This is a genomic window from Saccharopolyspora terrae, assembly GCF_004348435.1.
GTDB lineage: Bacteria > Actinomycetota > Actinomycetes > Mycobacteriales > Pseudonocardiaceae > Saccharopolyspora > Saccharopolyspora endophytica.
In genome coordinates this window covers 20,808-45,482 of record NZ_SMKS01000027.1, presented here as the reverse complement: position 1 = coordinate 45,482, position 24,675 = coordinate 20,808, and the positions used below count along the sequence as shown (strand labels likewise).

The following is a 24,675-nucleotide window of genomic DNA, read 5'->3' as shown; positions in this document are numbered from 1 at the left end:
GTCGCGTGGGGAGGGGAAGGGCGCGGCGAGGAGTGGTTCGTCGTTGCGCCCGGTTGGCTCATCGCTGGTGGCGGAGTGCGGTGAGGAAGTCGTTCCACTGGTCGCGGTCGAAGGTGAGGGTTCCTCCGGCGCGGTCCTTGGTGTCGCGGACGCCGACGGCGTTGGTGGTGACTGCGACCTCGACGCACGAAGCGTTCGTGGCGCTCCGGGTCGACTTGCGCCACGCCTCCGGACTGAACTCCATGCGGTGATACTAACTGTGAATCACAGCGCCTTGAAGCTCTCACGGACGAGCGCGAGAGAGTCCTCGCGGCTCAGCGCTGCCTTCACTGCTTCGGAGTGCGCGAGGGCGTACTCCCGCACGGTGAGTGAATCTGTGATCAACCCGGTCGAGGTGACGCTCTCTTGCCAGATCAGAGTGGGGAGAGTTCCACTCGGAAACGCCATGATGTGGAAGCTGGCACCGTTCATCGCGTGATGCCCGGTCGCGTCGAACGGAACGATGAGCACTTCGAGGGTCTCGTGCAGTTCCTCGATGAGGTGAGCCAAGTGATCGAGCTGGCCTTTCAGGGTTTGTGGGCCGCCGATCTGCTGGCGCAGCACCGCTTCGCTCATGACTGCGGTCATTCGCAGCGGGTCCGTTCCGCGGAGGCGCTGTTGCCGGACGAGTCGCGCGTCCGATCTCGGGTCGACCTCGGCCAGACGAACGTTGGGGCTGCCGGATTCGATGACTGCGCGGGCGTATTCCTCGGTTTGAAGGAGCCCGTTGACCAGCCCGTTGTCGTAGGTGTGGATGCTCTCGGCGCCGTGTTCGTAGCCGAAGAAGCGGAGCAGTTCGTCGGTGAAGATCGCCGAGTAGCGGGTCCACCAGCCGCGATGGCTGGCCTGCTCACGGAGCTGGCGGAGTTCTTCCGCCTCGTCGCTGTCGAACTCGTAGATCTCGATCAGCTCGTCGAGCCTGTCCGGCGAGAGGTTCTTCTTTCCCTTCTCGACCTCGGACAGGTACGCGCCGGTGATGCCGACCCGTTTGGCGGCGCCGGTTCCGTTGAGCCCGGCTGCTTCTCGCTTCTGCTTGATCCGCAGGCCGAGGGCCCAGTTCGCGACGGTCGGTGAACTCGGAGCCACAGGATCTCCGCCTTTCCATGACCACACATTCGCGTGCACTGGCTAGCTAATTAGCAAGACGATCCCTATCTTGATCGCAAGCGGTGACGATAGCAACACGCAGGGTCATCGCTGGCGGTGGTGCCGGTCGGTCTTCCTCCCCCGACTCCCGGCCGGCGCTCCGCGTCCGACGACCACTGGGAGGCAACGTGTCCGAGCTCTTCAACGGCCAGCGGCTGGTCGCCTACTGGCGCCCGCACGGCGGTCTCCGCCACGCCCTGCACCCCACGGAACCGCCGCATCCCGGCGAGGAGCGCGAAACCCTCTGCGGCGAAACGATCCACGTCGGCAAACCGACTGCGATCGACTGGCTGTCCCCGACCTGCGACACCTGCTGGCTCACCGCCACCGCGACCCGCGACCGCCTCCACCCGCCTCGGGGCGGCAGGCGCTGACGATCACCGCCCGCAGGGGCGCTCTTCGGTGAGTTCGTCGCGCACCAGGGCGCGCTCGGCATCGGTGTAGTCGCGATCGCCGATGCGGCAGAGGTCGTCGTGTGGTCGATGGTGGAAGCGCGACCGTCCGGTGTGGACAGACAGACGTGCGGGGCGCGAGAACCCGGTCGTCCCGTGGGATTCGTGGGTTCCTCCATGGCCTCGCCCTCGTCGCCGGGCTCGCGGACCACCGCGCCGGGATGGCGGAACCCGAACAGCAGGAGACCGGGGTCCTCGATCGGCGGCGGATCGCCGGGCTCTGCCCACTCCGGGGCGTCGCGCACGACCGCGTTGCGGTACTGGCTCTCCGCGATCAGCTCGCCGATCGGGCGCCGCCAGGACCGGAACTCTCTCCATCATCAACCCCGGCGAACGGTGTTCGAGCTAAATGAACACTGTTCTACTCTCGAACGGTGTTCGCCTCAAGTACGGTGTTCGCAGTCCGAAGTGGAGGTCAGCAGATGTCGGTGCCCGTTCCGCCCTGGCAGCAACGAGCCGCGCGGGAGCGCCCGGTCAAACGACCGCTGAGCCTGGAGCTGATCGTCCGCACCGCCCTGGAGCTGCTGGACACCGAAGGGCTCGACGCGGTCAGCATGCGCAAGGTCGCGCAACGCCTCGGCACCGGAGCCGCCTCGCTCTACGCCCACGTGCGCAACAAGGACGAGCTGCACGAGCTGATGCTCGACCTGGTCATCGGCGAGATCGAGGTCCCCGACCCGGACCCGGCGAACTGGCGGCAGCAGATCAAGGACCTGGTCAACCGGCAGGTCGAGGTCTTCAGCGCGCACCCCGGCATCGCCCAGGTCGTGCTCCGCACCCCGGCGCCCACCGGCTCGAACGCCCTGACCGTCACCGAAGCCATGCTGTCGATCCTGCGAGCGGCCGGCCTGCCGGACCGGGAGGTCGCCTTCGCGGTCGACGCCATCGCGCTGTTCGCGACGGCCGCCGCGATGGAGCTCAGCGCCGACTTCGGCCTCGGCGACGAGCAGCGGGCCGAGCGGATCCGGCAGGTGGAGCAGTACTTCGCGGCCCTGCCCGCGGACCGCTTCCCGACCTTGGTGTCGATGGTGCCCGTGCTGTCGCAGGGCGACTACCGCGAGCGCTTCGAGTTCGGTCTCGACCTCCTCCTCGACGGTGTGACGGCCCGTTCCCGCTGAAAGTCCTCCGACCGTGGGAGTGCGCGTGGCCGGAGGTGGGTAGTCCCCGGGGGCCATGAGTGGTCACGCATGTGTTCTGGAGGTCTGAGATGAAGGCCGTCGTGTACCAGGAGCCTTACCGGGTTGCTGTGAATGAGGTGGAGAGTCCGAGGATCCAGCACCCCAGCGACGTGATCGTGCGGGTGACGTCGACCGCGATCTGCGGCTCGGACCTGCACATGTACGAGGGGCGCACGGCCGCTGAGCCGGGGATCGTGTTCGGGCACGAGAACATGGGCGTTGTCGAGGAGCTCGGTGAGGGCGTCGTCAGCCTGGCCAAGGGTGACCGGGTGGTGATGCCGTTCAACGTGGCCTGCGGTTTCTGCAAGAACTGCATGGCGGGCAACACCGGCTTCTGCCTCACCGTGAACCCGGGGTTCGCGGGCGGGGCCTACGGCTACGTCTCCATGGGGCCCTACACCGGCGGGCAGGCCGAGTACCTGCGCGTCCCGCACGCCGACTTCAACTGCCTGAAGCTGCCCGCCGGCAACGAGCACGAGACGGACTTCGTGCTGCTGGCCGACATCTTCCCGACCGGCTACCACGGGTGCGAGCTCGCGCAGGTCTCGCCGGGCGAGAGCGTCGCGGTGTACGGGGCGGGGCCGGTCGGCCTGATGGCCGCCTACTCCGCGCTGCTGCGCGGCGCGTCCCGGGTGTTCTGCGTGGACCGCGTCTCGGAGCGGCTGGCCAAGGCCGAGGAGATGGGCGCGATCCCGATCGACTTCTCGCAGGGCGATCCGGTCCAGATGATCAAGGACAAGACCGACGGCGAGGGGACGGACAAGGGCGTCGACGCCGTCGGCTACCAGGCGCAGGTCGGCGACGCGACCAAGGAAGAACCCGCCATCGTGCTCAACTCGCTGATCGAAACCGTGCGCCCGACCGGGCGTCTCGGCGTGCCCGGTCTCTACGTGCCCGCGGATCCGGGCGGTCCGTCGGAGGACGCGAAGAAGGGCATGCTGCTGGTGTCCATCGGGAGGATGTTCGAGAAGGGCCAGGTCGTCGGCACCGGCCAGTGCAACGTCAAGCGCTACAACCGGCAGCTGCGGGACATGATCATCTCGGGTCGGGCGAAGCCGAGCTTCGTGGTCTCCCACGAGCTGTCGCTGGACGACGCCCCTGATGCCTACAGCAAGTTCGACCAGCGCATCGAGGGCTACACGAAGGTCGTCCTGCACCCGTAGACGTGCGATCGGCGACACGTTCGCGCAAGTCGGTACGCCGGGGGTGGAAAGCGGCCGTTACGGTTGTCCGTCATGGACGTTCGGGTCGTGGACCACCCCCTCGCGAAGTCGCGGTTGTCGACGATGCGCGATGCGCGCACCAACAGCGCCGCTTTCCGCGCTGCGTTGCAAGAGCTCACCCTGATGCTCATCTACGAAGCGACGCGCGACGCCGAGCTGGCGGAGGAGCCCATCCACACGCCGGTGGCCAAGACCACCGGCTACCGGATCGCGAACCCGCCGCTGCTGGTTCCGGTGTTGCGCGCCGGGCTGGGCATGGCCGACCAGGCGCACCGGCTGATCCCGGAGGCGCAGATGGGCTTCGTCGGGCTCGCCCGGGACGAGGAGACCCTGCAGCCCACCCCGTACCTGGAGTCACTGCCCGTGGACCTCACCGGCATCCCGGTGCTGGTTCTGGACCCGATGCTGGCCACCGGCGGCTCGATGGTGCACACGATCGAGCTGCTGGTCGAGCGCGGCGCCACCGACGTCACCGCCATCTGCACCCTCGCCGCGCCCGAGGGCGTCCGGCGCCTCGAAGAGGCCGGGCTGCCGGTGCGCGTGGTGACGGCGAGCATCGACGACCGGCTCAACGAATCGGGCTTCATCGTTCCCGGCCTCGGCGATGCCGGAGACCGCGAGTACGGGGCCGTCTGACTCCGACGACCTGCACGGACACCGCTCCGGGGAGTGAGCGCAACGCGAAGTTCAGCGCCAATTAGGGCGTTTGATCAGCACCCGTTTGCCCCTTCCGTGGCACGCTGAGTTCGTGGTTTCACCGCGAAGACACACGAACCGCTGGTCGTTGGTGCTCGGTGCGGTCGCCGTGGGGGTGTTGGTCCGCAGCGCGCGCACGATCCGCCAGACGCGCGCCATCGCGCCGCTGCGGGAACCCCGGTCCGGCGCGGTCGCGCCGCCGAAGGTCACCGTCGTCGTCCCCGCGCGCGACGAAGCCGCCGTCCTCGCCGACTGCCTGAGCTCCATCGTGTCGCAGACCCACGGTGCCCAGCACGAAGCGCTGCTGCGGGTGGTCGTGGTCGACGACGGCTCCACCGACGCCACCGGCGAGATCGCCCGCGAGTTCGCCCGGCGCGACCCGCGCGTGGTGCCGGTGCGGGTGGACTCGCCGCCACCCGGCTGGGGCGGCAAGGTGCACGCGATGCACGTCGGCGTGGAGGCAGCCGGTCCGCCGGAGGCCGGGGAGTGGCTGCTGTTCCTCGACGCCGACACCGTCGCGGCCCCGGACCTGCTCAGCCGCCTGCTGGCCACGGCGGACGCCATCGAGGCCGACCTCGTCTCCACGCCTGGTGGCCCTCCTGCGGGCCGCTCGGCGACCTGGCCGCTGCTGATGCCGCCGGGGCTGCAGCTCATCGGTGAGAACGCCTCACCGGACGGCCGGGGTCGCAAGGCGTTCGCCATCGGTCACTGCATCCTGGTGCGCCGCTCGCACTACGAGAAGGTCGGTGGTTGGGCCGCGTTCGCCGCGATCCGCAACGAGGACGTCGCGATCGCCACCGCCGTGCGCGACCACGGCGGCACCACCCGCACCGTCGACGGCCTCGACCACCTGCGCACCAGCGGGATGGACCCCTTCGAGCAGGGCTGGGCGTCGTTCCGGAAGAGCTTCGTGGCGGGCACCAAGGGCTCGGCACCGACGCTGGCGGCCATCGGCCTGGGCCAGATCGCGATGTCGCTGGCCGCGCCGCTGTCGGTGCTGGTGGGACGCGGGCGCCGGCCCGTGCTGACCGCGCTCGGTCTCGCCGGCTGCGCCGCGCAGAGCGCCGCCCACGCCGGGACGGCGAAGTTCATGCGGTCCAACCCCGAGCTCGCGCCGCTGGCACCGATCAGCGGGACGCTGTTCGGCGTGCTCCTGCTCGACGGCGCCGTGCGCGCCCACCAGGGCCGCGACCAGTGGAAAGGCCGTCGTTCGAGGTTCTAGAAGAGCGGCCCGGCCGGACGGGCCGGCCGGGCCATCGCGTTGTTTCGAGAAGGATCTTCAGGGACGGTCAGCCGACGGAATCGCTTCGCAGTCTGCGCATCGCGATCGGTGCGCCTGCCAGGTCCTCCTCGTTGCACATCAGCTTCAGGTCGTAGTACGGGGCGCCGTCTCGATCGTCGTAATCGAGATGAACCGCGATCACATCGATCGGTTCGCCGAGCCAGTTCTGGGCCTCGCGAAGCCACTTGGCGGATCGTTCCAAAGCCGCCGGTAGGTCGTCGTCACGGAACTCGACCGGCCGGTAGGGAACGCCCTGAACCTGGTCGTGAGGACCAGGGGGCTTGGGGAGATCCACGGAGACGCCGGAGTCATCGAGTTCGAGTCGGATCGTTTCCTCACTCACTGTCGCAGGGTAACGCGTACGGCCCCGGAAATGCTGCTGGAGGGCCTGCGGATTCCTCGACGACCACAGCCGACGGGTGACGGCTGATTACGATGAGCGAAGGTGCGGGGCGCCCCGAACATCGCACGTGATGAGGGAAGGCGGGCTCTGTCCCGGGCGCCCCGCCGTCGCCAAGGGGCGCGCCCCGACGACACGATCAGGCTATAGGAGACGCCCCAACCAAGATCAACTGGGTGGTCCCGGGACCACCTACGGCATCAGGTTCGCCGCCACCGTGGCGCCCAGCTCCCAGCAGGAATCCAGGTCGGAGCGCTCCGGCGTGCCCAGGACGGTCGCGGGCTCGGCCGCCTGCTGCCAGCCCAGCCCCGTGGTGATCGAGGTGATCGCGCGCTGCGCTCCCTCGATTCCCTCGTTGCCGTGCACGTAGTAGCCGAACGGCCGTCCCCTGGTCGCGTCCAGGCAGGGGTAGTAGATCGTGTCGAAGAAGTGCTTCAGCGCGCCCGAGATGTAGCCCAGGTTGGCCGGGGTCCCCAGCAGGTAGCCGTCGGCGTCGAGGACGTCCGAGGCGGTGGCGCTCAGCGCGGGCCGGCGCACGACCTCGACGCCCTCGATCTCGTCGGTCGTCGCGCCCGCCACGACCTGCTCGAACATCGCCTGCATCCCGGGCGAGGGCGTGTGGTGCACGATCAGCAGCTTGGCCATCTACTCCTCCACCAGGGCCGTCACGGCTCGGGTGAGCTCCTCCAGGCGGTCGGCGGCGCGCTGCTTGGCCTCCGCCAGCGGCAGCTCGCCGACCTGCTCGACCACCTGCAGGTAGCACTTGAGCTTCGGTTCGGTTCCCGACGGGCGGATCACCACGCGCAGCCCGCCGTCACCGGTGACCACCAGCGCGTCGGTGTCCGGCAGCAGGTCGCGGGTCCGCACGGCCGTGCCCGCCAGCTCCTGCGGCGGTTCGCCGCGCAGCCGCTCCATGATCCGCGGGATCACCGCCAGGTCCGTCACCCGCACCGACACCTGCCCGGTCTGGTGCACGCCGTGCTCGGTGGACAGCTCGTCGAGCAGGTCCAGCAGGTGATCGCCCGAGGCCAGCAGGCTCGCGGTCAGGTCGCAGGCCAGCACCGCCGCCGAGATGCCGTCCTTGTCGCGCACCCGGTCGGGATCGACGCTGTGCCCCAGCGCCTCCTCGTAGGCGTACACCAGGCCGGTTCCCTCGCCGTCGCCCGCGCGCACCAGCCACTTGAACCCGGTGAGCGTCTCGGCGTAGCGGGCCCCGAACTCGGCGGCGATCGAACGCAGCATGCTGGAGGACACGATCGTCGTGGCGACCAGCGGATCCGGCGCCGACTCATCCAAAGTGGACAGGACGTGCCAGGCCAGCAGCACGCCGGTCTCGTCGCCGCGCAACATCCGCCACGTGCCCGCCTCGCGCACGCCCAGCGCGCACCGGTCGGCATCCGGGTCCAGCGCGATCGCGAGATCGGCGTTGATGTCCTCGGCCAGTCGCAGCAGCTCGTCCGTCGCGCCGGGCTCCTCCGGGTTCGGGAAACCCACGCTCGGGAAGTCCGGGTCCGGTTCGGACTGCGAGGCCACGAAGTGAACGTCGTCGAAACCCGCGCGCTGCAAGGCCCTTCGCAAGGTCTTCGCGCCGACGCCGTGCAACGCCGTCGCCGCCACCCGGACCTCGCGGTCACCGCCGCGCGGCAACGCCGACACCCGAGCCAGGTAGTCCTCCTGGCCGGACTCCAGCACCGTCCAGTTCTGCTTGCGCGACACCGCGTTCGCCGCAGGCGTCTTCGCGATCGCCGCCTCGATCTCGGTGTCGGCCGGACCCACCAGCTGGACGCCGCCACTCAGGTAGAGCTTGAAACCGTTGTCCTGCGGGGGGTTGTGCGACGCCGTGATCTGGATCCCGGCCACCGCGTCCAGCGCCCGCGCCGCGTGCGCGAGCACCGGCGTCGGCAGCGGCTCCGGCAGCACCCGCACGTCGAAGCCCGCCGCCGACAGCACCCCCGCGGCGTCCTCGGCGAAGTCCTCCGAACCGTGCCGGGCGTCCCGGCCCACGACCACGATCCCGCCGCCGAGCCCCTGCTGCACCAGCCAGCTCGCGACCCCGGCGGTGGTGCGCACGACCACCGCGCGGTTCATGCCGTTGGCACCCGCGCGCACCGGGGCGCGCAGCCCCGCCGTGCCGAAGCGCGGCATGCCCGACATCCGGTCGGCCAGCTCGGGCGAGTCGAGGAGTTCCCGCAGCTCGTCCTGGGCACGGGGGTCGACGTCGTCGGCGATCCACCGCTCCGCGGCCGCCCGGACATCCGGCTGGGTCACGCCGCCTCCAGCAACGACCGCAGCAACCGGCCCATCCGAGAAGCCGAAACCCGGCCCGCTTCCAGGACCTCCTCGTGGTTGAGCGGCTGGCCGCTCAACCCGGCCGCCAGGTTCGTCACCAGCGACAGGCCGAACACCTCGGCGCCCATCGAGCGCGCGGTGATGGCCTCCAGCACGGTCGACATGCCCACCAGGTCCACGCCGAGGGTGCGCAGCATCCGGATCTCCGCCGGGGTTTCGAAGTGCGGGCCCGGCAGACCCGCGTAGACGCCCTCCTCCAGCGAGGAGTCGATGCCGCGCGCCAGATCCCGCAGCCGCGGCGAGTAGAGGTCGGTCAGGTCCACGAAGTTCGCGCCCACCAGTGGCGACAGCGCGGTCATGTTGATGTGGTCGCTGATCAGGACCGGCTGCCCGACCTGCATGCCCTCGCGGATGCCGCCCGCGGCGTTGGTGAGCATCACCGTCCGGCACCCGGCCGCCACGGCGGTCCGCACGCCGTGCGCGACCTTCACGATGCCGTGGCCCTCGTACATGTGGGTGCGGCCGAGGATGACCAGCACGCGCTTGTCGCCCACGGGCACCGAGCGCATCTTGCCGGTGTGGCCGACGGCGCCCGGCCTGGCGAAGCCCGGCAGCTCGTCCATGCCGATCTCGGCTTCGGGCGTCCCGATCTCGTCGGCGGCGGGCTGCCAGCCGGAACCGAGGACGACGGCCAGGTCGTGGCCATCGACACCCGTGAGCTCGGCGAGCTTCGCCGAAGCCTCGTGGGCGAGGGCGGACGGGTCGGAGATGTTCGTAGCGGTCACGGCCGGGCAGCTTAGTCTCTCCGTTTTTCCGGCGCGTGCTCGTCCGCCTCACCAGTGGCCGGTTCTGGTCCGAACTGACCAGGCGAATGCGACATCGAGCGCGGACGGTCCGGAGCAGAACCGCCCACCGGCGACGACGATCCGCCGCAGGACCGGCCGCGCGGCCTCAGCCGGCGGGGTCGAAGGTGGGCAGCACCTGGTCCAGCAGGGCCTCCGCCTGCTGCCACTTCTCCGGGCTGCTGGTCACCCGGACGATCCAGAGGTCGTCGCCGGACTGCCGCAGCGCCGCCGTCGTGCGGCGCTCGATCTCCTTCGCCGGACCGCTGAGCAGCTGCTCCACCTTGGTCGAGTAGACGACCCTGCGCACGCCGTCGACCGTGTGGAAGCTGTTGACCGCGACGTCGGCCGCCGGGCCGCCGATCGCTCGCGGGAGCTGCGTCTGGTAGCCGTCCAGCGTCAGGCCCCTCTCGAAGTAGTCGCCGTAGCGCTGCACCGCGACCTCCGTGGCCCCATCACCGGACACGAACGCGACCACCGAGTTGTTCGAGAGGTCGTTGCGCTCGCTGTGGAAGGTGCGCCACCCGGCCGGAGCCATGATCGAGAACTCGCCACCGTCGGGAGCCGCCGAGTGCTTCGCGTCCTCCCGGTGCGGTGTCAGCGCCGGGAGCGCCGGGTCCGGGTCCGACGTGGACGGTGGTTCCAGCTCCGGCAGCAGCGGCTGGCCCGCCATCAGGCGCGTCGCCGCGAACGATCCGATCAGCGCCGCCGTGAACAGCAGCAGCGCCGCCAGCACCAGCGCGGCCGCGCGCAGCGGACGGCGCTTCTTCCTCGGCGGGTCCTGCAACGTGAACGGCGGCGGGCCGGGATCGGCCGCCAGCGGCGCCGAACCGGTGAGCTGGGGAGCGGGCGGGATCGACGGCTTGTCCTGAGAGGTCTGCTGCAGCACCCGCTGCCGGACCCGGACGGTCGGCGCATCGGGATCCAGCAGCATCGCGAACGGGCGGGCGCCCGGTTCCGGCAGCAGGTGCTGCAACCGGCGCCGCACCTCCGTCAACGGCATCCGCTGCGCCGGGTCCTTGACCATCAGCGCCCGGATCACGTCGCCCACCGCTCCCGGCCGGTGCAGCGCCGGAACGGGACCGCGCACGACCTCGGTGACCGTCGCGAGTGGATCGTCGCCCACGTCGTAGGGCGGACGGCCCTCGGCGGCGGCGAACAACGTGGCGCCCAAGCCCCACAGGTCCGCCGCGGCCGTCACCGCTTCTCCGGCGGCGACCTCGGGGGCGATGTAGGCCGGTGTGCCCAGCAGGATCCCGGTGTTGGTGAGCGTGTGCTCGGCGATGTTGCGGGAGATGCCGAAATCGCTGACCTTCAACCGGCCGTCGTCGCCGATCAGCACGTTGCCCGGTTTGACGTCGCGGTGCACGATCCCGGCCCGGTGCGCGGCGTCCAGCCCGGCCGCGACGCCGTCGGCGATCACCGCGAGCTGGTCGTCGTTGAGAGCGCCGTGGTCGTCGAGGATCGCCGCCAGGCTCTGCGACGGGACGAGCTCCATCACCACGAACGGCTCGTCCTGCTCGCGCGCGACGTCGTAGAGCGTCACCACGTTGGGGTGGGACAGCACCGCGATGGCGCGAGCCTCGCGCAGCGCGCGCTCGCGCAGCTCGGCCGCCTCTTCCTCCGGCATCCCCGGCGCGAGCTTGACCTGCTTGACGGCCACCGGGCGATGCAGCAGTTCATCTGTGCCGTACCACACGGTGCCCATCGCGCCGCCGCCGAGCTTGCGCTCCAGGCGGTACCGGTCGGCGATCAGCCGGCCGATGCCGGCGAGGGTGTTCTGGTTGTCGGTGGGCACGGCCACATTTTCCACCTTCGGTCCGACAGCCGGGCCGGAACGGGTCCGAAGACCGCCGAAAACTCAGCGGCACCACGTCGGCCACCGGGAGATCGCCCAGGTCGGAAGATGATGTTACGCCACGTGAAGAATCCCACTCGCAAAGTCGCGGTCTCAGACCGTTTTGAAGGCGAACGTTAATTCGGCGCAACGAAAAAGGGCCTCCCAGCGGCCCGGACGCTCCGATGGGCGGTGTTGGCGCGAGACGGGCGCGTCCAGATAACTTGTCATTGGTCGGACCTTCCGGACATCCGCGACGCCTGCTCGCGTCGCGGTGCGCGGACCTCCTGGGTGGCGAATGATCGGGCGAGGCTGGCAGGCATGACAACAGCGGTGCGGAGGAGGTGCCTTGTTCGGCTTCGTCATCGCGCACCTGTTGGTGGCCGTGCTCCTGCCGCTGGTGGCCCGGCGCAACACCCGCGCCGCGTTCCTGATCGCCGCGATCCCACCCGCCGCGGCCGCCGTCTGGCTGCTCGCGCGCACCCCGCAGGTGCTCGCGGGCGAGACGATGACCGAAACCGTGCCCTGGGTGCCGCTGATCGGCCTGAACTTCGGCTTCCGCCTCGACGCGCTCGCGCTGGTGATGACCATCCTGGTCTGCGGCCTGGGCGTGCTGGTGCTGATCTACGCCGACTCCTACTTCGCCCGAGGACGCGGTGACGCGCGGCGTTCCGCACCGCTGCTGCTGGGCTTCGCCGGAGCGATGCTCGGGCTGGTCGTCGCCGACGACCTCACCACCGTCTACATCTTCTGGGAGCTGACCACGGTCTGCTCGTTCCTGCTGGTCGGGCAGGCGGGCATCAGCCGCGAGTCCCGCCGGTCGGCGCTGCAGGCGCTGATGATCACCAGCCTCGGCGGACTGGTCATGCTGCTCGGCTTCGTCGTGCTGGGCGAGACGGCCGGCACCTACCGGATCTCCGAGCTCATCGCCCACCCGCCGACCGGCACCGCCACCGCCGTGGCCGCGGTGCTGATCCTGGTGGGCGCGTTCACCAAGTCCGCGCAGCTGCCCTTCCACAACTGGCTGCCCGCCGCCATGGTCGCCCCCACCCCGATCAGCGCCTACCTGCACGCGGCGTCGATGGTCAAAGCCGGTGTCTTCCTCGTCGCCCGGCTCGGCCCGATCTTCGAAGCGCAGCTCGAATGGCGCGTTCCGGCCGTGGTGTTCGGGCTGGCCACCATGCTTTTCGCCGGCTGGCGCGCGCTGCACGAGCACGACCTGAAGAAGCTGCTGGCCTACGGCACGGTCAGCCAGCTCGGATTCCTGATGGTGCTCTTCGGCGCGGGCAGCCACGACGCCGCGCTGGCCGGAGCGACCATGCTGCTCGCGCACGGCCTGTTCAAGGCCACCCTGTTCCTGGTCGTCGGCATGATCGACCACCAGGCCGGCACCCGCGACATCCGCAAGCTCTCCGGCCTCGCCAACCGCCAGCCGTGGCTCGCGGCCATCGCCGCGCTGGCCGCGGGCTCGATGGCGGGACTGCCGCCGATGCTCGGCTTCCTCGGCAAGGAGGCCGCGTTCGGCGCGTTCCTGTACGGCCCCGCGGGCGCCGCGGTCGACGTCTTCCTGGTGCTCGGCTCGATGCTCACCGTCGCCTACAGCCTGCGGATGTGGTTCGGCGCGTTCGGCACCAAACCCGGGCTCGCGCCGACCACCGTCAAACCCGCCGACCTGCAGGCCCTGATCCCCGCCGGGCTGCCCGCGCTCGCCGGACTGGTGCTGGGCGTTGCCTACCCGGTGGCCGACGAGCTCGCCGACGGCTACGCGACGTCCTACGAGTCCGTCGGCAAGCCCGCCGAGCTCGCGCTGTGGCACGGCTTCAACCTCCCGCTCGCGCTGTCGGTGCTCGCCCTCGCCGGTGGTCTGGTGCTGCACCGGGTGCGCACCCCGCTCACCGCCTGGCGCAACCGGCTCCCGCAGCCGCTCAACGCCCAGCGCGGCTACGAGCGCATCACCGCGCTGCTGGAACGCGTCGCGGTCGCCGTCACCGCGCGCACCCAGGTGGGTTCGCTGCCCACCTACCTCGGCATAGTCCTGGTGACCGTCGTGGCCATCCCCGGATCGGCCCTGCTGATCCAGTTCACCGTGCCCGACGACCTGCGCGCCTACGACAACCTGCTGCAGGTGCCGCTGAGCCTGGGCGTGGTGCTCGCCGCGCTGGCCGTGCTGCGCGCCCACCGCAGGCTCACCGCGGTGCTGCTGGTCGGCGTCATCGGCTACGGCATCGGTGGCCTGTTCATCGTCGACGGCGCGCCGGACCTCGCGCTCGCCCAGTTCCTGGTGGAGACGCTGACCGTCGTGGCGTTCGTGTTCGTGCTGCGACGGCTCCCGGAGCGCTTCTCGCAGGCCGACTCGTCGAAGGCCATCCGGATCCCCAAAGCGATCATCGCCACCGCCGCCGGGCTGTTCGTCGCGCTGGCCGCGGTCGGGTTCAGCTCGGCGCGCCAAGCACCGCCGGAGGCCAGCCAGTACTTCATGGACCACGCGGAGAAGGGCGCCGGGGCCACCAACGTGGTCAACGCGATCATCGTGGACTTCCGCGCGTTCGACACGGTCGGCGAGATCGCGGTGCTCGCGGTGGCCGCGACCGGTGTCGCCAGCCTGATCCTGGCCTCGCGGCACGAACGCCGCAGGCGCGAGCAGACGCAGCAGCAGGAGGTGCGCAAGTGAGTCCCTCGACCAAGCCGTCATGGACGAACTGGGACGCGCCGACCGAGCGCTGGCTGCTGTCCGGTTTCCGCCGCGAGGGCCAGGCCCGCTCGGTGCTGCTGGAGCTGGTCGCGCGCATCGTGTTCCCGACCGTGCTGGTGCTGTCGATCTACCTGCTGTTCGCCGGGCACGACCGGGCGGGCGGCGGCTTCACCGGCGGCCTGGTGGCCGGGCAGGCGTTCCTGCTGCGCCACCTCGCCGGTGGTCGCATGGACGACAGCGCCGTGGTGTCGATGCGACCGCCGGTGCTGATCGGCCTCGGCCTGACGATCGCCTGCGCCTCGGCGTTCCTGCCGCTGCTCTTCGGCGGTCAGCTGCTCGAGACCGCGATCTACAAGTTCACCGTGCCGCTGCTCGGCGAGATCAAGTTCGTCAGCAGCGTCATCCTCGACACCGGTGTGTTCCTGCTGATCGTGGGCGTGGTGCTGGACCTGCTGCGCACCCTCGGCTCGGGCATCGAGGCCGATGCCGACGCCGCGGCGAGGGGGCGCCGATGACCATCAACCTGACCGTGGCGTTCGCCATCGCGGTCCTCTACTCGGTGGGCTTTTACCTGCTCATGCAGCGGTCACTGATGCGGATCCTGCTGGGCATCGTGGTCCTCGGCCACGGCTCGAACCTGCTGCTGCAGATCGCGGGCGGCCCGCCCGGGCGCCCCCCGATGCTCGACGTCGCCCGCCCGGAGGAGATGACCGATCCGCTGCCGCAGGCCATGGCGCTGACCGCCATCGTGATCACCTTCGCGCTCACCACGTTCCTGCTGGCGCTGGCCTACCGGTCCTGGACGCTGCTGGGCCACGACGAGGTCCGCGACGACGTCGAGGACCGCCGGATCCAGCGGCTGGAGAAGCGGCTGGAAGCCGGTGAGGACGAGGACGACGACGCGACGGAGGACGAACCGGCCAAGGAGGCGGCGCAGTGACGGTCCTGGTCGCCCTGCCGGTCCTGCTGCCGCTGGCCGCCGCCGGGCTCTCGCTGGCCCTCGGCCGCTTCGCCGACGTGCAGCGCATCCTCGGCCTGCTCGTGCTCGGCGTGATCATCGCCGACGCGGCGGTGCTGCTCTACACCTCCGACCAGAGCGGCCCCGTCGTGCTGCAGATGGGCGCCTGGCCGGCTCCCTTCGGCATCACGCTCATCGCCGACCGGCTCTCGTCGCTGCTGCTGCTGGTGTCCTCGGTCGTGACGTTCGCCGTGCTGATTTACTCGATCGGGCAGCGCATCACCGACTACGGCCGGGAGCGCTCCAGCACGACGTTCCACCCGATGTACCTGATGCTGTGCGCGGGCGTGTCGCTGGCGTACCTCACCGGCGACCTGTTCAACCTCTTCGTCGCCTTCGAGATCATGCTCAGCTCGTCGTACGTGCTGATCACCCGCCGCACCACCTCCACCCGGATCCGCGCGGGCATGACCTACACGATCGTCAGCCTCGCCTCGTCGCTGCTGTTCATCACCATGATCGCGCTGGTCTACGCCTCGACCGGCACCGTCAACCTCGCCGACCTGGGCACCAAGGTCGCCGACCTGCCGCGCGGTCTGCAGATCGCGCTGGCGCTGCTCGTGGTGATCGTGTTCGGCGTGAAGGCCGCGATGGTGCCGCTGCACTTCTGGCTGCCCGACAGCTACCCGACGGCGCCCGCGCCGGTCACCGCGGTGTTCGCGGGCCTGCTGACCAAGGTCGGCATCTACGCGCTGATCCGCACCCAGACGCTGGTGTTCTCGCACGCCGAGACCTGGGACCTGATGCTCGGCATCGCGCTGATCACCATGATCGTCGGCGCGCTCGGCGCCCTCGCGCAGAACGACCTCAACCGGTTGCTGTCGTTCCTGCTGGTCAGCCACATCGGGTACATGCTGTTCGGGCTCGGCGTCTACAACGTCGTCGGCCTGACCGGCGTGATCCTCTACGTCGTCCACCACATCACCGTGCAGGCGACGTTGTTCCTGGTCAGCGGTCTGATCACGCGGCACAGCGGAACGGTGGCGCTGACCCGCATGGGCGGCATGGCCAAGGCGACCCCGCTGATCGCGGTCCTGTTCGCGCTCCCGGCGCTGAGCCTGGCGGGCGTGCCGCCGTTCTCCGGTTTCGTCGCCAAGCTCGCGCTGCTGCAGGCGGGCATCGGCAGCGGGACCATCACCGGCTACGCGGTGACCGCCGGTGCCGTGCTGACCAGCCTGCTGAGCCTCTACGCGATGGCGCGGGTGTGGACCAGGGTGTTCTGGGGCCAGGTGAAGGCTCCCGCGCCGGACCCGGACCCGACCGACGAACTGGTCGTCGGCACCGCCAGCTCCAGTCGTCCGATGCTGGCGGCGACCGGCGTGCTCGTCGTGTCCAGCCTGGTGATCGCCCTGGTCGCGGGCCCGCTGGGAGAGATTGCGGGCCGGGCGGCCGGGGACCTGATGCACGGCGAGATCTACCGGACCGCGGTGCTGGGAGGTGGTTCCGGTGGGTGAGCGCATGCCGAAGCACAAGCGGCTGCTGCGCCGGGTTCCGCTGGTGATCTGGCTGACCGCGGTGTGGGTCCTGCTGTGGGGCACCTTCGACGCGGGCACGCTGTTCCTCGGCGTGCTGGTGGCGCTGCTGGTGACCCTGCTGTTTCCGCTGCCGATGATCCGCACCGGCATGGTGCTGCGCCCGCTGCCGATGCTGCGGCTGATCGGCTACCTGGCCTGGGACCTGGTGATCTCCACCCTCCGGGTGGCCTGGCAGGCGGTGTGGCACCGGCGCAGCGCCAAGGCGGGCATCGTGGCCAGCACGCTGCGCAGCGACTCCGACCACGTGATCGCGATCGTGGCCAGTGCGGTGTCGCTCGCGCCGGGCAAGTTCGTGCTGCAGATCGACCGCGTCAACCGCACCTGCTACGTCTACGCGCTCGGCCTGCGTCCGGGCGAGGAGGACTCGGTGCGACGCGAGATGTGGTTCCTGGAGCGGCTGGTCGTCGACGCGGTCGGCTCCGCCGGACAGCGAGAACTGGTCAGGGGTGATGCGGGATGAGCTGGGTCTTCGCCGTGACCTTCGTGCTGCTGAGCGTGGCGGGGCTGCTGGTGGTCGTCCGGTTGCTGCTCGGCTCGACCACGCTCGACAGGATCGTCGCCGTCGACGTGCTGGTGACGCTGGTCGTCGCGGGCACCTGCGTGGGCATGGGCCTGCAGCAGGACGGGTCGAACATCGCGCTGCTGGCCGCCTTCGCGCTGCTGGCCTTCATCGGGTCGATCAGCACCGCGAAGTTGATCGAGAGGAAGGAGCCGTACCGATGAGCTGGACGGACGTCCTCTCCGCGATCTGCCTGATCGGTGGCGCGCTGTCCTGCCTGTTCGGCGCGATCGGACTGCTGACCTTCCCGGACGTGACCGCGAGGCTGCAGGCCGCCACGAAACCGCAGACGCTGGGCCTGATCCTGATCCTGATCGGCACCGGAGTGCAGCTGAACCTCGGCTATGCCACCGGATTGATCCTCGTTGGACTGTTCCAGATGCTCACCGCGCCGGTTCTCGCGCAACTGGTGGGACGGGCCGCTTATCGCACCGATAGCGTGGACCGGGACACGTTGATCGTCGATGAACTCGGCGAGCGAATCGATCGTGAACCGGGAGTTCGCTGAACCGGCGGTTGTCGCTCGACGGTCGATCTAGGACTGTCCTCACTGGGGGGAGTCGACCTCGTTCGCTCGCGGCACGTGTTCGATATGATCGACTCCGACCGGAACGGGTGACCCCTGGACGGGGTCGCGGAACACGACCCGGATGTGTCGGTCCGGCGCGACGCGAAGGATGTGGAGCCATCATGTGGCGGATCGGCCGCCTGCTCGCGGGACTTGCGATCGCGTTATCCCTGCTGCTCACACCATGGGCGGCGGCAAGCCCGCCGGCCGGGCAGGCCGAGGTGGCCCAGGTCGCCGTCGTGGCCCAGCAGCCGACGCCGGAGTCGCCCGCGCCCGAGCGCGAGACGCAGGCCGAGCGCAACCAGCGCACCGCGATGGGGGTCGCCGGCGTGGTGCTGATCGGGCTCGTGCTGCTTTCCCGCAAGGTCCGGAAGAAGCCGATGCTGTTCTTCGAGAAGAAGAAGTAGGTATTCCTAGAGAACAGGCCGTGGCGTCGGTTCTCGCTATTTCTTTACTACCAATTTCCGCCATGGACTAGACCTGACGGCGAACCTGTGGGATTTTCACACCTGATCGTGCGTGTGGAGTCATTCCGCACGCTTCCTGGGTGAGTAACCCATTGAGACGTGGGTCGGCGCCGGGAAGCCCCCCGACCGGTGCCGGCCCACACCCATTCCCGGCCCTGCGCCGGGAATGTCCGTCTCGGCCCGTGGAATTGCGTGGAATTCAACAAATATGTGAATTCCCTTTTTTCTGTCCAGCTGAAGTCCCGCCACCCGTTCGGCGCAGCTGGCCTACCGGTGGTCTCCACGTAGCGTGCTCGTCACGCGCCGCTGATCCTGCTGATGCAGGATGAACGCACATGCGTACCACCCCGCCCGAAGATCAGACCGCGCCCGGAGGCCGAACCGCGCTGCGCGACCGCTGCCGCGACGTCGTGCGCCGGAACGAGGAGGCGCTGACCGGGCTGTCCCGCAGCATCCACGCCGAGCCGGAGACGGCCTTCGCCGAGCACCGCAGCGCCGCCAAGGTCGCAGCGCTGCTCGCCGAGCACGGCTTCGACGTCCGGACCCCCGTCGCCGGCCTCGACACCGCACTGGTCGCCGAGCGCGGCAGCGGTGACCTCGTCGTCGGCATCTGCGCCGAGTACGACGCGTTGCCGCAGGTCGGGCATGCCTGCGGGCACAACGTCATCGCCGCCTCCGCCGTGGGCGCCGCCCTCGCGCTGGCCGAGATCGCCGACGAAGCCGGGCTCACCGTCAAGGTCCTCGGCACGCCCGCCGAGGAGACCGGCGGCGGCAAGGTCGTGATGCTGGAGGAGGGCGTCTTCGACGACGTCGCCCTGGCGATGATGGTGCACCCCGGGCCGGAGGACATCTGCCTGCCGAGCTCGCTGGCCATCACCGACCTGGAGGTCCGCTACACCGGCCGCGCCGCGCACGCCGCGGCCGCGCCCGACCTCGGCATCAACGCCGCCGACGCGCTCACCGTCGCGCAGGTGGCCATCGGACTCCTGCGGCAGCACCTGGAGCCGCAGCAGATGGTGCACGGTATCGTCACGGAGGGTGGCGCGGCGCCGAACATCGTGCCCGCGCGCACCGCGGCGGTCTACAACCTGCGTGCTGCCGAAGCGCGCTCGCTGCAGCGCCTGGAGAACCGCATCCGGGCCTGCTTCGAAGCGGGTGCGACGGCGACCGGGTGTTCGCACGAGATCGTGCAGATCTCCCCGGTCTACGCGGAGCTCGCCTGCGACCAGTGGTTGTCGGAGGCGTACCGTCGCGCGATCACCGATCTCGGGCGTGAACCGCTCGATCGGAGCACCGAGCGGGGCCGGGTCATCGGCAGCACCGACATGGGCAACGTGACCAGGGCCTTGCCCGCGATCCACCCGATGATCGCGGTGGAATGCGGAGACGCGGTCAACCACCAGGCGGAGTTCGCCGCGGCCTGCGCCACTCCCTCGGCGGACCTGGCGGTCCTCGACGGGGCGGTGGCGATGGCCTGGACCGCGCTCGCGGCCATGCTCGACGGCACGCAGCGCGAACGGCTGCTCGCCGGTGTCGCCGACCGCGCTGGAAAAGGTTCGACCGAACAGTTCTGCACGTCGGGAGGCGTGGCGTGACCGTGGTGGATTCTCGTGGCCCGGACCCGGGCCAGCGCCCGAACCGTGACGGTTCGGCGGTGACGGATGAGGAGTGGGCCGTCGCTCAGGCGACGCTGGTGGCTGACGAGCCGATCGGCGCGACCGAAAGCACGATTGCGGACATGGATTCCCGCTTCGGATCCAGTGTGGAGTCCGTGGTGCCCGACATCGGTGCGGGTCGCGGACCGTCCTGGCTGGACGCCTGGTTGAACGCGAACGCGCACCGCGTGGTCGCCTGGCGCCGTCACATCCACTCCCACCCGGAGCTCTCCCGCGCCGAGCATCGCACCACCGCGTTCCTCGTCGACCAGCTCGGCCGGATCGGCCTGTCGCCCCGGCTGCTCCCCGTCGGAACCGGTCTGACCTGCGACATCGAGGGAACGAGCGCCGGTCCCACGATCGCGCTGCGCGCCGACATCGACGCGCTGCCGCTGACCGAGGCCACCGGCCTGCCGTACTCCTCCACAGTGGAGGGTGCCTCGCACGCGTGCGGCCACGACGCGCACACCACCGTCGCGCTCGGCGCGGCGATGGCCCTGGCCACCGCCCCCGACCTGCCCGGGCGCGTGCGGATGATCTTCCAGCCCGCCGAGGAGGTCATGCCCGGCGGCGCGCTGGACGTGCTGGCCAGCGGCGCGCTCGACGACGTCGACCGGATCTACGGCCTGCACTGCGACCCGCGCCTGCCCGCGGGCAGCGTCGGAACCCGCGTCGGACCGATCACCTCCGCCACCGACCTGCTGGAACTGCGGCTGACCTCGCCCGGCGGGCACACCTCGCGGCCCCACCTGACCGCGGACCTGGTGCACGCCCTGGGCAGCGTGATCACCGGCCTGCCCGCGCTGCTGTCCCGCCGCGTCGACCCGCGCACCGGGACCGTGCTGACCTGGGGCGCGGTGCACGCGGGCGAGGCGCCCAACGCCATCCCGCAGGACGGGGTGCTCACCGGCACCCTGCGCACCGCCGACCGGGACACCTGGGCGAAGCTGGAACCGCTGGTCCACGACCTCACGCAGAGCCTGCTCGTGCCGCTGGGGGTCGGCTTCGACCTGCAGCACCGCCGCGGCGTCCCGCCGGTGGTCAACGAGCGGGACAGCACCGAGCTGATGCGCGCCGGGATCACCGCCGCGCTCGGGGAGCAGGCGCACGCCGACACCCCGCAGTCCTCGGGCGGCGAGGACTTCGGCTGGTACCTGGAGCACGTGCCCGGCTCGTTCGCCCGCCTGGGCGTGCACTCGGGCAGCGGCCGGATCAAGGACCTGCACCAGCCGACCTTCACCCTCGACGAGCGGGCGCTGCTGGTCGGCATCCGCACGATGGTCCACACGGCGCTGCTGAGCCTGCGGAGCTGATGGAGCGGGCTGCGGAATTCGCCTGATCGAGGTGTATCCGGGCTCGGGGTGTATCTGTGGGCGGGGTTCGCGCCTCTTCTCAGCATGAGGACGAACATCGACCGCCCGCAGTTCCTGCCCGCACCCGACCCGCAGACACCGCAGCACTGGCACGGGGCGTTGCCGCGCCACGAGGCCGAACGCGTGCTCGGCGCCGATCTCGCCGAGGCGTTGGCGACCGGCGAGTGGGTCCAGCCCTGGCCAGGGGTGGTGCTGCCGGCCGCGCTCCTGCGCGATCCGATGGCCAGAGCCGCCGCCGCGCTGCTGCGCGCCGGTGATCAAGGGGTGATCTCCGGGCCGACGGCCGTGGCCATGCACGGCTGCGGCCCGGTCGAGGACGCCGTGCACGTGACCGTGCCCTACGACCGGGAGCTGCGGTCGCACGGCGACATGGTCGTGCACCACGCCTGGTTCCGGGAGACCGAGGTGATCGAGCTCGACGGGCTCCGCGTCCAGGCGCTGGACGTCGCGCTGGCGGACGTGCTGTGCTCCGGTCCGCAACGTCGCGCGCTGGACTGCCTGGAACGCGCTCTGGGTCGGCTCGGTTCGGGTGCCGAGCACTTCCGCGCGCTGATCGGGGAGCGGCTGGCCCGTCGCCGGGACCGGCGCGGCACCCGGAGGGCCTGGGCGTTGCTGGAGCTGGCGTGGGCGTGACCGGGTGCGGCGAGCGCCGCACCACCAGCGCACTGGTATTTATCACATCAAAAGCTGTTAATTCTGTCGCTCCCGATGTTATTTTGGGGGCGCAGGGTGCCACCTCGGTCCCGTTGGACCGCGAGCGAAAGGACCGGACGTGCCGGCCGATCCCACCACCGGAGCCGAACCGATCGACCTCGTGCTGCTCGACGTGGGCGGCCCGATCTACGACGATGCCGCGTACCGGGACGCACTGCTGCGCGCCACCCGCGAACTCGCGGCCGAGGAGGGCGACGAGGTCTCCGAGACCGAGTTCCTGCGCCTCTACGACGAGCGCAGGCAGGCCCAAGGCGGCTCGCTGCGCACGGCGATGGCGCAGCGCTTCCTCACCGTGCAGGACCGGCAGCGGCTGTCGGACCTGGCGGAGCGGTACTGGGAGTACCCGCCGGAAGCCCTCTACGACGACGTCCTGCCCGCTCTGCGCCTGGTCGGCGAGCGCTACCGGATCGCCGTGGTCGCCAACCAGCGCTCCGTCGTCGTCGACGCGCTGCGCCGGGACGGCGTCGCCGAGCACATCGACGTCTGGGCCATCTCGGAGACCGTCGGTGCGGAGAAGCCCGACCCGCGGATCTTCCAGCACGCCCTCGACGAGGCCGGTGTTCCGGCGTCCCGCGCGGTGCACGTCGGCAACCGCCTCGACACCGACGTCCGCGGTGCCCAGCGCATGGGACTGCGCACGGTGTGGGTGCTGCGCGGCGAAGCGCCGCCCGCGCCGACGCCCGAGCAGCTCGCCGAACCGGACATCGCCGTGCACTCGCTGGCGGAACTGCCGGGAGCGCTGGAGAAGCTGGCGTCATGACCGGCGAGCTCGTGGCCGGTGTGGACGTCGCCACGGCCACCGTCCGGGTGCAGGTCCACGACCCGGCGGGCGCGCTGCTGGCCCAGTCCTCGCGGCCGCTTCCCGCGCCCGTGCGCTCGCCCGGCGGGCGCTCGGAGCAGGACGCCCTGTCGTGGTGGCCCGCCGCGCGCGACTGCCTGGCCGAGTGCACCCGCCTGCTGGGTGCGCGCAGCGCCGGGATCACCGCGCTGGCGATCTCGGCCACCTCCGGCACGGTCGTCGCCGTCGACGCCGACGGCGAGCCGGTCGGGCCCGCGCTGATGTACGACGACCGCCGCGCCCGGGTCTCCTGGCTGGCCGACAACCTCCCGGCGGGGGCCGAGCAGATCTGCCACACGCCCGAGGTGATCGCCCGGCGCCTCGTCGGGCACCCGGTCGCCACCGACACCAGCCACGCGCTCAAGAGCGGTTACGACGCGGCGGCGGGTGAGTGGGCGGCAGGCGCTCCCGCCGCGCTGCTGCCGCAGGTCGTGCGCCCCACGGCAGTGCTCGGTCAGGTGGGGCGCGAGGCCGCGGGGCGCACCGGGCTGCCGGTGGGCTGCGAGGTCCGCGCGGGCATGACCGACGGTTGCGCCGGGCAGCTGGCGACGGGCGCCGTCGACGCCGGGCAGTTCGTGACCGTGCTGGGCACGACGCTGGTGATCAAGGGCGTGTCGGAGAAGCTCGTGCACGACCCGACCGGCGTCGTCTACAGCCACCTGCACCCCGGAGGCAGGTGGCTGCCCGGCGGGGCCGCCAACATCGGCGGCTCGGCGCTGTCCGATGTGGACCCGACCGAACTGCCCGAACTGGACGCCGCGGCCGTCGCGAACGGACCGGCGAGCGTGCTCAACTACCCGCTGCGCGGGCGGGGAGAGCGGTTCCCGTTCCACGCGCCCGAAGCCGAGGCGTTCCTCGTCGGCACGCCGCGGGACCGCGTGGAGGAGCACCGCTCGCGCCTGGAGGGAATCGCCTTCTGCGAACGCCTCGCGCTGGAACGCCTGGCCACGTTGGGCGCGGTGGCCGAAGGGCCGGTGCGCACGGCGGGCGGTGGCGCGCGGAGCACGGCCTGGTGCCGCGTCCGGGCCTCGGTCCTCGACCGGCCGGTGCTGCGCGTGCTCGGCGCCGGAACGGCTCTGGGAGCGGCGCTGCTGGCGGCCACCGGTTCGATCCACCCGGACCTGAGCGCGGCGGCGGCCGCGATGGTGCCGGAAGGCGAGCTCGTCGAGCCGGACCGGGCGGAAGCGGACGCGCTCGACTCCACCTACGAGCGGTTCGCGGCGGAACTCCGCGAGCGCGGCTGGCTCTAGAGCTCGCGGGGAGAGCCGGGGCCCACGTTGTGGCAGGGGCGTTTCCGGAGCTTCTCGACGTAGTCCTCGGGGGCTCCGGCGGCTTCCGCCGCGTCGGCCATCACGCCGAGGTAGCGCGCCGAGGGCAGCCCGCCCTCGTAGGCGTCGAGCACGTACAACCACGCGAGCACCGGGCCGTCGAGGGTCTGCACCATCAGCCGCAGCTTCTTGTGCATCCCGAGCTCGGCGCCCTCCCAGTTGTCCAGGTTCTTCTCGTCTTCCGGGCTCACGTCGTAGAGCACCGTGAAGACCTGCGAACCGGGCTGCTCGACGATGGTCGCGAGGGCGCCTTCCCAGCCGTAGTCCTCGCCGCCGAAGGTCAGCCGCCAGTCCATCAGCCAGCCGCTTCCCGCCAGCGGGGAATGCGGGGCGCGCTTCAACATCTGGGCAGGATCCATGTTGGATCCGTACGCGGCGTACAGAGGCACGCCCCACAGGGTAGCGATCCGTTGGCCGAAAAGCGGACCGGAGGGCAGCACGAATGTGGGTTTCTCGGTCATCCGGCATCCCGGCCGCGAGCCGGAGAACCTGCGCACCGGCGACGATCACAGGCGGTGTCGGCGGACGGGAGTGGTCTTCGCCA

General features: G+C 70.7%; 26 protein-coding genes. 18 read left to right on the top strand and 8 right to left on the bottom strand.

The annotated features are described in order from the left end of the window. Positions 1–58 precede the first annotated feature (58 nt). On the bottom strand, positions 59–244 hold the full coding sequence (locus E1181_RS16680) for a DUF397 domain-containing protein (protein WP_132675799.1): 186 nt from the start codon (positions 242–244) through the stop codon (positions 59–61). 20 nt (positions 245–264) lie between these two features. After that, positions 265–1,125 carry a helix-turn-helix domain-containing protein gene (locus E1181_RS16675; RefSeq protein ID WP_132675797.1) on the bottom strand — a complete coding sequence of 287 codons (861 nt, stop codon included), beginning with the start codon at positions 1,123–1,125 and terminating at the stop codon, positions 265–267. A gap of 188 nt (positions 1,126–1,313) precedes the next feature. On the opposite strand from E1181_RS16675, the gene E1181_RS16670 reads away from it, so the two are divergent. From E1181_RS16670 to E1181_RS16645, 5 genes are all read left to right on the top strand, one after another. Beyond that, positions 1,314–1,559 carry a zinc finger protein gene (locus tag E1181_RS16670; RefSeq protein WP_165944643.1) on the top strand — a complete coding sequence of 82 codons (246 nt, stop codon included), beginning with the start codon at positions 1,314–1,316 and terminating at the stop codon, positions 1,557–1,559. A gap of 500 nt (positions 1,560–2,059) precedes the next feature. Continuing rightward, positions 2,060–2,755 (top strand): TetR/AcrR family transcriptional regulator, encoded by a 696-nt coding sequence (locus tag E1181_RS16660; RefSeq protein WP_132675793.1) that lies wholly within the window; start codon positions 2,060–2,062, stop codon positions 2,753–2,755. Positions 2,756–2,844: 89 nt separating this feature from the next. After that, positions 2,845–3,978, top strand: a complete 1,134-nt coding sequence (locus E1181_RS16655) for a glutathione-independent formaldehyde dehydrogenase (protein WP_132675791.1) — start codon at positions 2,845–2,847, stop codon at positions 3,976–3,978. A 72-nt stretch (positions 3,979–4,050) separates the two neighbouring features. After that, on the top strand, positions 4,051–4,674 hold the full coding sequence (gene upp, locus E1181_RS16650) for a uracil phosphoribosyltransferase (protein ID WP_132675789.1): 624 nt from the start codon (positions 4,051–4,053) through the stop codon (positions 4,672–4,674). A gap of 169 nt (positions 4,675–4,843) precedes the next feature. Beyond that, positions 4,844–5,956, top strand: coding sequence for a glycosyltransferase (locus tag E1181_RS16645; RefSeq protein WP_207922180.1), 1,113 nt, complete (start codon positions 4,844–4,846; stop codon positions 5,954–5,956). 67 nt (positions 5,957–6,023) lie between these two features. Here the strand turns inward: E1181_RS16645 and E1181_RS16640 are convergent, their stop codons facing one another. The 5 genes from E1181_RS16640 to E1181_RS16620 form a co-directional block, all read right to left on the bottom strand. After that, entirely contained in the window at positions 6,024–6,359 is a 336-nt protein-coding gene (locus E1181_RS16640) for a hypothetical protein (protein ID WP_132622630.1), read from the bottom strand. A gap of 249 nt (positions 6,360–6,608) precedes the next feature. Continuing rightward, on the bottom strand, positions 6,609–7,061 hold the full coding sequence (locus E1181_RS16635) for a flavodoxin family protein (protein WP_132675787.1): 453 nt from the start codon (positions 7,059–7,061) through the stop codon (positions 6,609–6,611). Next, positions 7,062–8,684 carry a phospho-sugar mutase gene (locus E1181_RS16630; RefSeq protein ID WP_132675785.1) on the bottom strand — a complete coding sequence of 541 codons (1,623 nt, stop codon included), beginning with the start codon at positions 8,682–8,684 and terminating at the stop codon, positions 7,062–7,064. It abuts the gene before it with no gap. Beyond that, positions 8,681–9,490: a purine-nucleoside phosphorylase gene (locus tag E1181_RS16625; protein WP_132675783.1), complete on the bottom strand. Its 810-nt coding sequence runs from the start codon at positions 9,488–9,490 to the stop codon at positions 8,681–8,683. Before E1181_RS16625 ends, E1181_RS16630 begins: the two co-directional genes overlap by 4 nt. 166 nt (positions 9,491–9,656) lie before the next feature. Beyond that, positions 9,657–11,345, bottom strand: a complete 1,689-nt coding sequence (locus E1181_RS16620; protein WP_235876821.1) for a serine/threonine-protein kinase — start codon at positions 11,343–11,345, stop codon at positions 9,657–9,659. Between the two features lie 388 nt (positions 11,346–11,733). Between E1181_RS16620 and mbhE the strand changes: the two genes are divergently transcribed. The 13 genes from mbhE (at position 11,734) to E1181_RS16555 (ending at position 24,053) form a co-directional block, all read left to right on the top strand. Continuing rightward, positions 11,734–14,055, top strand: coding sequence for a hydrogen gas-evolving membrane-bound hydrogenase subunit E (gene mbhE / locus E1181_RS16615; RefSeq protein ID WP_132675779.1), 2,322 nt, complete (start codon positions 11,734–11,736; stop codon positions 14,053–14,055). Next, positions 14,052–14,591, top strand: a complete 540-nt coding sequence (locus tag E1181_RS16610) for an MnhB domain-containing protein (RefSeq protein ID WP_132675777.1) — start codon at positions 14,052–14,054, stop codon at positions 14,589–14,591. Before mbhE ends, E1181_RS16610 begins: the two co-directional genes overlap by 4 nt. Continuing rightward, positions 14,588–15,016: a Na(+)/H(+) antiporter subunit C gene (locus E1181_RS16605; protein WP_132675775.1), complete on the top strand. Its 429-nt coding sequence runs from the start codon at positions 14,588–14,590 to the stop codon at positions 15,014–15,016. Before E1181_RS16610 ends, E1181_RS16605 begins: the two co-directional genes overlap by 4 nt. After that, positions 15,013–16,548 (top strand): Na+/H+ antiporter subunit D, encoded by a 1,536-nt coding sequence (locus tag E1181_RS16600; RefSeq protein ID WP_132675774.1) that lies wholly within the window; start codon positions 15,013–15,015, stop codon positions 16,546–16,548. The genes E1181_RS16605 and E1181_RS16600 overlap by 4 nt, the downstream gene beginning before the upstream one ends. Next, positions 16,541–17,089, top strand: coding sequence for a Na+/H+ antiporter subunit E (locus E1181_RS16595; RefSeq protein ID WP_235876820.1), 549 nt, complete (start codon positions 16,541–16,543; stop codon positions 17,087–17,089). Before E1181_RS16600 ends, E1181_RS16595 begins: the two co-directional genes overlap by 8 nt. Beyond that, on the top strand, positions 17,086–17,352 hold the full coding sequence (locus E1181_RS16590; RefSeq protein WP_132675773.1) for a monovalent cation/H+ antiporter complex subunit F: 267 nt from the start codon (positions 17,086–17,088) through the stop codon (positions 17,350–17,352). The genes E1181_RS16595 and E1181_RS16590 overlap by 4 nt, the downstream gene beginning before the upstream one ends. Further along, on the top strand, positions 17,349–17,696 hold the full coding sequence (mnhG, locus tag E1181_RS16585) for a monovalent cation/H(+) antiporter subunit G (protein WP_132675772.1): 348 nt from the start codon (positions 17,349–17,351) through the stop codon (positions 17,694–17,696). The genes E1181_RS16590 and mnhG overlap by 4 nt, the downstream gene beginning before the upstream one ends. A 182-nt stretch (positions 17,697–17,878) precedes the next feature. Then, positions 17,879–18,163: a hypothetical protein gene (locus E1181_RS16580; RefSeq protein ID WP_132675771.1), complete on the top strand. Its 285-nt coding sequence runs from the start codon at positions 17,879–17,881 to the stop codon at positions 18,161–18,163. A gap of 395 nt (positions 18,164–18,558) precedes the next feature. Next, complete coding sequence (locus E1181_RS16575; RefSeq protein WP_132675770.1) at positions 18,559–19,818, top strand: M20 family metallopeptidase; 1,260 nt, start codon at positions 18,559–18,561, stop codon at positions 19,816–19,818. Then, positions 19,815–21,191 (top strand): M20 family metallopeptidase, encoded by a 1,377-nt coding sequence (locus E1181_RS16570; RefSeq protein WP_408010014.1) that lies wholly within the window; start codon positions 19,815–19,817, stop codon positions 21,189–21,191. Before E1181_RS16575 ends, E1181_RS16570 begins: the two co-directional genes overlap by 4 nt. An 84-nt stretch (positions 21,192–21,275) precedes the next feature. Beyond that, positions 21,276–21,884 (top strand): hypothetical protein, encoded by a 609-nt coding sequence (locus tag E1181_RS16565; protein ID WP_235876819.1) that lies wholly within the window; start codon positions 21,276–21,278, stop codon positions 21,882–21,884. A gap of 139 nt (positions 21,885–22,023) precedes the next feature. Next, the gene (locus E1181_RS16560; protein WP_132675769.1) at positions 22,024–22,725 is read left to right on the top strand and encodes an HAD family hydrolase; all 702 of its coding nucleotides are present in this window, start codon (positions 22,024–22,026) and stop codon (positions 22,723–22,725) included. After that, on the top strand, positions 22,722–24,053 hold the full coding sequence (locus E1181_RS16555; protein WP_132675768.1) for an FGGY-family carbohydrate kinase: 1,332 nt from the start codon (positions 22,722–22,724) through the stop codon (positions 24,051–24,053). Before E1181_RS16560 ends, E1181_RS16555 begins: the two co-directional genes overlap by 4 nt. Here the strand turns inward: E1181_RS16555 and E1181_RS16550 are convergent. Then, positions 24,050–24,520: a gamma-glutamylcyclotransferase gene (locus tag E1181_RS16550; protein WP_093413862.1), complete on the bottom strand. Its 471-nt coding sequence runs from the start codon at positions 24,518–24,520 to the stop codon at positions 24,050–24,052. The two genes, E1181_RS16555 and E1181_RS16550, sit on opposite strands and share 4 nt — an antisense overlap. Positions 24,521–24,675: the final 155 nt, after the last annotated feature.